The sequence below is a fragment of the Rhodopirellula sp. JB055 genome, from assembly GCF_043100905.1.
In the GTDB taxonomy this organism is placed as follows: Bacteria; Planctomycetota; Planctomycetia; order Pirellulales; family Pirellulaceae; genus Rhodopirellula.
Genome location: NZ_JBICHO010000152.1, coordinates 1 through 7,611, shown reverse-complemented (window position 1 = coordinate 7,611; position 7,611 = coordinate 1). Strand labels below are relative to the sequence as shown.

The window sequence follows — 7,611 nt, the reverse complement described above, 5'->3', positions numbered from 1 at the left end:
GACCACTGATCAAAGTCAACTGCGCCGCGATTCCTCGTGAACTTTACGAGAGCGAATTCTTTGGGCACACCAAGGGAAGTTTCACCGGCGCATTGCGGGACCGCGTCGGGCGATTTGAACTGGCGGAAGGAGGCACATTGTTCCTGGACGAGATCGGTGAGATTCCACTGGATTTGCAGAGCAAATTGCTGCGGGTTCTGCAGGAAGGCGAACTGGAACGCGTCGGGGAAGAACACACTCGCAGAGTCGACGTCCGAATCATCGCGGCGACGAATCGCGACTTAAAAGCCGAAGCGGAGGCGGGCCATTTTCGGTTGGATCTGTACTACCGTCTCAGTGTGTTTCCGGTTGATCTGCCGCCGCTTCGCAATCGCAAAGACGTTCTGCCGCTGCTGGATGATCACCTGCTGAAAATCCTTTCGCGGCGACTTGGCAAACCGGCCCCCAGGCTCACACGAGCCAACGCCAGCGAACTGCAACGCTATGACTGGCCCGGCAATATTCGCGAATTGCAACACGTGCTCGAGCGCGCTTTGATCACCTCGCCGCCTGGCAAACTCAAGTTGAATCTGGCGTCGCAACCCGACACGGAATCGACGAAACTTGTCCCCGTTCACTCAGACGAACCGGACGACATCATGACCGTCGCCGAACTTCGATCGCTCGAGGCCAACAACATCCGCAAAGCATTGCAAGCATGCGGTGGCAAAGTCTATGGCGACGCCGGGGCCGCCACCCTTCTCGGAATGAAACCCACCACTCTCGCCTCGCGAATCAAATCGCTCGGCATCGCATCCTCCTGAAACGCATTGCCCATTGTTGCGTCCGATCGCTTGTCGCTCGGTTTCGCTAGCAATGCATCACGCAACCGCGATCCACATTGATGGTTTGGCCGGTCACTTCTTTGGCGCGTTCTGACGAGATGCAACCCAACCATTCCGCCAGAACAAAAGAAAGACATACTCCATCACGAAGCGTCCACCGCTCTCCGGTTCTCTCGCTCTTCAAGCAGTGGTAACGCGTGGGCTTCGCCCCACTTCTTCAGCGTTAGCAACACGGGCTTGAGCGACTCGCCTTCCTCCGTCAATTCGTATTCCACTCGCGGTGGAACCTCGGCGTAGACGATCCGGTTAACCAAACCGCTGTCCTCCAATTCGCGAAGTTGCTTGGTCAGCATTCTCTGCGTGACACAGCCAACTTTGCGTTTGAGAACGCTGAAGCGGAGGCGTCCGTCGACCATCAAATAGTAAAGCACGATGCCCTTCCACTTGCCTCCGATCAGTTCCAGCGTTGCCTCGACGGGGCAAGCCGGCAACTCGTAGTTCGTATGCCGTGCTTTTCCTTTAGTATCCATTTTGTGCCTATAAGCTTAAAAAGTGCGTTCTTGCCAGGCTGGCATCTACTTCTATTATCACACCGTACTAACAAACAAACAGGCATGCGACTGCGAAATCAACGAAATCGTGCGATTGCGTCCGAGCCACTCTCGACTCAAAGGAAACCAATCATGAAAGCCATGCTGATCAAGAACTACGGTGAAAACGCAGCCTTCGAGGCATCCGAAGTCGATCAACCTGCCGTCAAACCGGGCCACGTCTTAGTCAAGATTGCCGCCTCGAGCGTGAACACGGTCGACACCATGATTCGCAAAATGGGATCGGACCTGCCTTTGTCGCCACCCGCCCCAGCCATTCTTGGAATGGACTTCGCCGGCACTGTCGAAGCCGTTGGCGAAGGTGTGCAGAACTACTCCGTCGGCGACGAAGTCTATGGCTGCGCCGGCGGGCTGGCAGATTTGCCGGGCACGTTGGCCGAGTACATCGTTGCCGATGCCGACTTGATCGCGCACAAAGCAAAGAACCTTTCGATGAAGGAAGCCGCCGCACTGCCACTCGTCGCGATCACCGCCTACGAAGGCTTGGTTCGCGCAGGCATCCAAGCGGGCCAGAAAGTGCTCGTGCATGGCGGTTCAGGCGGCGTGGGACACGTCGCGTTGCAATTGGCGAAGCACTTTGGAGCCGACGTCTATTCCACCGGAGGCGGTGACAAACAAATCGCACTGATTGAAAAGCTAGGTGCGACAGGCATCAACTACAAAACCGAATCGGTCGAGCAATACGTTGCCAAACACACCGATGGAGCCGGTTTCGATCTGGTGTTTGATTCTGTCGGCGGTGCCAATCTGACCAACTCGTTCGAAGCCGCTGCACTCAACGGACAAATCGCAACGACGGTGTCGATGTGCGAACTGGATCTCACCCCGGCTCACTTCAAAGGATTGTCGCTGCACATCGTCTTCATGCTGATTCCGATGTTGCACAATCACAAACGATCCGAGCATGGCGACATCCTTCGCAAGCTGACCGAGATCGCTGAATCGGGTGCCCTGACTCCCATCCTCGATGAAACCAACTTCTCCTTGGAAGAAGCAGGCGAAGCCTACGCGAGACTGGAAAGCGGCAAAGCCATGGGCAAAGTCGTCATCGAGAACTGATGCGTCATGTTGATTGACGTCAGCCGGAGGAATCATCGCGAACCGACGGCATTCCACTCCCCTTGATCGATCGAAAGAGAGATGTCCTCGGCAACCACTCCCGACACCGTCGAATTCCAATCCATCAACCGTGGCTACAACAACGTGTTCTATGTGAACCGACTGAGCCTCGGATTGGTGGTCCCGATTGAACGCTACGGTGAGGGGCCTGTCCCGGAAATGCACCGGCACATCGAACGTGTTCAGCTCGCCGAAAAGCTGGGTTTCTCGGCGGTTTGGTTGCGTGATGTTCCGTTCAATGTTCCGGCGTTTGGGGATGCTGGCCAGACCTATGATCCGTTTGTGTACCTTGGAATGTTGTCTGGGATGACCGAACGAATTGCATTGGGCGTCGCCAGCATCATCTTGCCACTGAGGCATCCGGCTCACGTCGCAAAAGCCGCTGCGACCGCCGATGTGCTGTCCGGAGGCCGACTGATTCTTGGCGTGGCTTCCGGTGATCGTCCCGAAGAGTACCCGGCGATCAACGCACCGTTTGCGGATCGCGGTGCCAGCTTTCGTGAGTCCTACCAGTACATTCGCAAAATGAGCGATCCGTGGCCAAGTTTCAACAACCAACGCGGAAGAGTCAGCGGCGAAATGGACATGCTTCCCAAGCCAGTCTCTGGCAAACTTCCATTGCTGATCACGGGTAGCAGTCAACAGAGCCCCGAGTGGCTGGCCGCTCACGGAGATGGCTGGATGACTTACCCGCGTTCCGCCGAATCGCAAGCCCGAGTCATTCAGGATTGGCGACAGCGGATGCAAGCGAACGGACGCCCCAACCAACCTGTTTTGCAACCGCTCTACATCGACCTCACAGAAAACCCCGACACCCCGCCCACGCCGATTCATCTGGGGTTGCGAATGGGCATCCATCCGCTTCGCGACTACCTGCGATCACGACAGGAAATGGGTGTCAATCACATCGCCTTGAACCTGCGATTCAATCAAGCCGACATCGAGTCGACCTTGAAAAGAATTGCCGACGAACTACTTCCCGAATTTCAACACAAAGCGAGAGACTGATGAAACGTATTCTGATCACCGGAGCAACCGACGGCATCGGCCTGGAAACTGTCAAGAGTCTGGCGCCGCTCGGCCATCATCTTTTGATTCACGGACGCAGTGCCGCGAAACTGGAACAAGTCCAACAGATGTTGCGTTCGCTTTCCGATGACGCATCGATTGAAAGCTACGTGGCTGACCTTTCGAGCATGAACGAGGTGGAAGCGTTCGCCGATGCGGTGTCCGCCAAGCACGACCACCTCGATGTGCTGATCAACAACGCGGGCGTTTTCTCAACGTCTGATCCGTTGACACAGGAAGGACTCGACGTCCGATTCGTGGTCAACACGATCGCTCCTTACCTCCTGACCAAACGTCTTCTGCCATTGATGGATTCGACCGGACGCGTGATCAATCTTTCTTCCGCAGCTCAGTCACCTGTGGCAATGGATGCGTTCCGCGGCGAACGCTTGTTGAGCGATGGCGAGGCGTACGCACAAAGCAAACTCGCGCTCACGATGTGGTCACGTGGGATGGCGGATTCACTTGGTCAAGACGGCCCGGCCGTCATCGCGGTGAACCCAGGTTCTTTGCTCGCCAGCAAAATGGTGCAAACGGCATTTGGTGTCCCAGGCAAAGACATCACCATCGGAGCCAAAATCCTCACCCGCGCCGCTCTCGACGATGAATTCGCGAATGCTTCCGGGCAGTACTACAACAACGATGCTGGGGAATTTGGACCGCCGCATGCCGATGCCCTGGACGCGGAAAAGAACGCCCAAATCATCCGGGCCATCGAAGAACCACTTGCCAAGCAACTGCACTGAAAACCGGAACACGGGTCACCCAAAAGCCAATGGTGCGGCGCTGCATCGCATCGCCGTGCCGATCAACCGTCGAACCCAATCCATGCTTTCACGACGGTTCCTTACCGAAACGTTCGCCCCAAAGCTCATCTCGGCTAGGCGGCACAATGCCGGGGCGATTTGGATTGCAGTAAAGCAGTCGATGCACAGACGATTCACTGCCGCCAAACTGCTTGGCCATTCGGTAGTGCCATTCCGGATCGGTCGGCACCAGAGCATCGTCCGTTGGCCAAGGATCAAACGGTTCAAACCCGATCGCGTCCGCTAACTTGGACGAATCCATCGTCACGTCACCGGCACGCGGCGGCATCGGCCCGGCTTCCACCCGCGGGCATCCTTGCAGGCAATCGGGATCATAACCGCCTACGACGCTAACAATTTGTGCGATCTGATACAGGCTCAACCGCCGCATCCCACCAGCGTGAAAGGTTCCCTCGAGGGGGTGTGCCAACAGCCGAGCGAACAACCGGTTCATGCAGTCCGTGTAGGTCGGGGTGCGGACTTCGTCGGTGTACAACGTCGCCGGTTTGGACTGCTTGAATCGCGAGGAGATCCAATCGACGGCTCCTGCGTGCCCATTGAAGCTGATCCCCATTGGCAACGAGATTCGCAGCAGGCACGCATCCGGTCTCAAGCGACGCACAACCTGTTCCGCCTCGACCATCTTCGCCCCATACACCGTGACGGGATCGGGCGGATCATGTTCGCGGTACCCCCGATCCACGCGACCAGCGTAGACCAAATCGATGGACAAATGAATGATCTGCGCGTCGTAACGAACCGCCGAACGGATCAAGTTTTCCGTGCTCGTAACATTGACGCGATGAGCCATGGCCGGATCCAGCTCACACGACTTCAGTCGGCAGCTTCCACCACAGTTCAACAAGCTTGCAAATCGATATTTTTCCCACAACGCATCCACCTGCTGCGCGTCCTCGACATCGCAAGCCACGACTCCTTCCCCGATCAACGGCCACATCGATGGCTGACGAATTCCAATGACCTGATCACCGTACAACGCCCGAAAGTAGTGCAACGCGTTGTACCCCGGCACACCAGCAATGCCGGTGATCAGCATGGGAAGCGGTGGCGGCGGACTCACAAAATGCGGGCTCATTATTTCGTCACGGTTTCTTCACGAAGTTCGCGAGCAACGGTAAGGTAGTAGTTTCTCGCAGTGGCGTTGACCATTCCGGCGGCGAGTTTGCTCAACGCATCGGCTTTCAGCACTTTCGCATCCGCCGAATCACCGTCGATCGCCAACAGATGATCCGCAAGCTGTGCTGCCCATTGGTTGTCATCGTCAGCCAACGCAGCTTTCGCGATGGCGAACAGTTTGTCAGGGCCCCCAACCAATTGGGCGACTCGCTCGGCTTCCGCTCGCGGTGACAAACGAAATAAGTTCGATGGGTTGCCGTCGTACCAGCCAAAGTACCCGTTGAAGACGCTGCGGACACCCCATTCAGGATGCCCGTAGAAAGGCTGCAAGTAATCTTTGCTGGCTAGGTCTTCCGGCAACTGGACGTAGCCGACCAATTCGTCTGGAGTCATTCCTTGGTTCATTCCCTCGACGGTTTTGTCATGAATGTACTGAACCGCATCACGGTAGTCTTCCAAAACTTGCTTGACTTTGCTGGCTCCGAGGATCGGTTTGGTATGACCGCCGACCAACACCTCCGCCTCGTTGGCTGCTAATTTGCCGAGACTCTCTGCCCACAAACGCACGCTGCGATTGGGAGTCCCACGGATGGCATACAAGTTCGGAAACGATCGGTAGAAATTGTCACCAGCGAACAATGCTTTTCCGGCGGGATACCAGACGAACAACTGATCGTTGGTCTCGCCAGGAGACGAAACCAGTTCAAGTTCGACCCCTGCAATCTCGATCGTTTGACGGTCCTCTTCCAGAAAGTGAGTCGGCTTGGTGTCCGCTCGCGATGCGAAAGCTTGACCCCCTAGCTTGGGATAACGAACGGGTGCAACGCCGTTGTTGATACGTTGTTCGGGTGGCAGCTTGAAACCAGCCTGACGTGCACCTCGAACGCTTTGAAACTTCACCCCACCAGCCACCAACGGTTGGGCTTCGCTACCGAAGTTTTTGTGAGCCCAGATCTGTGGTCGCTCTTCCCCAAAAAACGCTGCAGCTCCGTTCGTGTGGTCACCATGGGAGTGCGTGAAAACAATTCCTTTGACTGGTTTGTCGCTGAACTTTTGGAACTCAGTCACGATCCGGTTGGCATCGTCCAGCGAAATGCCCGTGTCGATGATCACGACTCCATCGTCGCCTTCGATCATCGTGACGTTCGAAACACTGTATCCCACCGCGATGTAGACGTTGCCGGAAACATGAACGATCTCTTCTTCAAACTGTTTGGATTGCTTCATCAACTTTGCCGTCGCTGCGTTCTCCTGAGCAACCACGGGTGCGGCCCCAAGCAAAACCAGCGCTAGCAATTTCGCAGCAAACAGTGCGTTTCGTGTTCGATTCATCGGACTTTTCTCCAAAGGGGGTAATCGGTTCATCGACTTGCGACTTCAATCGATCAAGTTCTCTTGCATCCTCTGCATCGTTTGGATCGTGGTTCTCCATTGCTGGGCACTGATCCCTGATTTCAATCGCTGCCGAAGCGTCTTCGCCAACGGCATCAGTTTCTCCATCTGCTCCGTCCCTTTCGCGGTCTCGCAAATCAGAACCGCTCGACCGTCATTGGGATCACGCTCTCGCGAGACCAATCGTTTTTTGACCAATCCATCCACCTGCCGAGTCACGGTGGTGATGTCACGCATCACCAGTTCCGCAAAGTCTCCCGTACGGAGCGGCTCGCCGGCTTCATGAAGCACCATCAAAATCGAAGATTCTTCGACCGACAAATCCAGCCCCGCCTCTCTTAAAACGTCTGTGATCCGAATTCGAAACAGGTACGCCAATCGACTGAGCAGAAACCCAGGTCGTTCCTCATGGTCCATGTTCGTCCTCCCGCAAAATCGATCAGTCATTTCGTTCCGATCTGAGAATCAGTCGATCCGCCTCGGCTATTTACCTGTACGTCGCAGCCATTTACTTGCACTGTACAACTAAATGTTTCTCGGACAATCCCCTTTTTTGCAATTTGTCAACTCTCGACAACCATGACCACTCCAGTTCATCTTGCCATTCAAACGACATGGACCATTCAACCAACTCGTCCTTGATCCATTCGCCTG

Annotated in this window: 8 protein-coding genes; 4 read left to right on the top strand and 4 right to left on the bottom strand. The window is 55.6% G+C overall.

Annotation, left to right across the window (positions count from 1 at the left end; all coding sequences use genetic code 11):
• The coding region (locus ACF8AM_RS06355) for a sigma 54-interacting transcriptional regulator (protein WP_392554817.1) at positions 1-803 on the top strand (803 nt) is incomplete at its 5' end.
• A 164-nt stretch (positions 804-967) separates the two neighbouring features.
• On the opposite strand, the gene ACF8AM_RS06350 is transcribed toward ACF8AM_RS06355, so the two are convergent.
• Positions 968-1,354 (bottom strand): winged helix-turn-helix transcriptional regulator, encoded by a 387-nt coding sequence (locus tag ACF8AM_RS06350; protein WP_392554816.1) that lies wholly within the window; start codon positions 1,352-1,354, stop codon positions 968-970.
• Between the two features lie 153 nt (positions 1,355-1,507).
• On the opposite strand from ACF8AM_RS06350, the gene ACF8AM_RS06345 reads away from it, so the two are divergent.
• The 3 genes from ACF8AM_RS06345 to ACF8AM_RS06335 all read left to right on the top strand — a co-directional run bounded on the left by ACF8AM_RS06345 (position 1,508) and on the right by ACF8AM_RS06335 (position 4,368).
• Positions 1,508-2,494: a zinc-dependent alcohol dehydrogenase family protein gene (locus tag ACF8AM_RS06345; protein ID WP_392554815.1), complete on the top strand. Its 987-nt coding sequence runs from the start codon at positions 1,508-1,510 to the stop codon at positions 2,492-2,494.
• Between the two features lie 144 nt (positions 2,495-2,638).
• Positions 2,639-3,562 carry an LLM class oxidoreductase gene (locus ACF8AM_RS06340; RefSeq protein WP_392554818.1) on the top strand — a complete coding sequence of 308 codons (924 nt, stop codon included), beginning with the start codon at positions 2,639-2,641 and terminating at the stop codon, positions 3,560-3,562.
• On the top strand, positions 3,562-4,368 hold the full coding sequence (locus tag ACF8AM_RS06335; RefSeq protein WP_392554814.1) for an SDR family NAD(P)-dependent oxidoreductase: 807 nt from the start codon (positions 3,562-3,564) through the stop codon (positions 4,366-4,368). Before ACF8AM_RS06340 ends, ACF8AM_RS06335 begins: the two co-directional genes overlap by 1 nt.
• Before the next feature lie 88 nt (positions 4,369-4,456).
• Here ACF8AM_RS06335 and ACF8AM_RS06330 read toward each other — a convergent pair whose 3' ends face one another.
• The 3 genes from ACF8AM_RS06330 to ACF8AM_RS06320 are packed head-to-tail and all read right to left on the bottom strand — an operon-like array spanning position 4,457 to position 7,404.
• The gene (locus ACF8AM_RS06330) at positions 4,457-5,524 is read right to left on the bottom strand and encodes an SDR family oxidoreductase (protein WP_392554813.1); all 1,068 of its coding nucleotides are present in this window, start codon (positions 5,522-5,524) and stop codon (positions 4,457-4,459) included.
• The gene (locus tag ACF8AM_RS06325) at positions 5,524-6,897 is read right to left on the bottom strand and encodes an alkyl sulfatase dimerization domain-containing protein (protein WP_392554812.1); all 1,374 of its coding nucleotides are present in this window, start codon (positions 6,895-6,897) and stop codon (positions 5,524-5,526) included. Before ACF8AM_RS06325 ends, ACF8AM_RS06330 begins: the two co-directional genes overlap by 1 nt.
• Before the next feature lie 45 nt (positions 6,898-6,942).
• A complete protein-coding gene (locus tag ACF8AM_RS06320; RefSeq protein ID WP_392554811.1) occupies positions 6,943-7,404 on the bottom strand; it encodes a MarR family winged helix-turn-helix transcriptional regulator in 462 nt (153 codons plus the stop codon).
• Between the last annotated feature and the right edge of the window lie 207 nt (positions 7,405-7,611).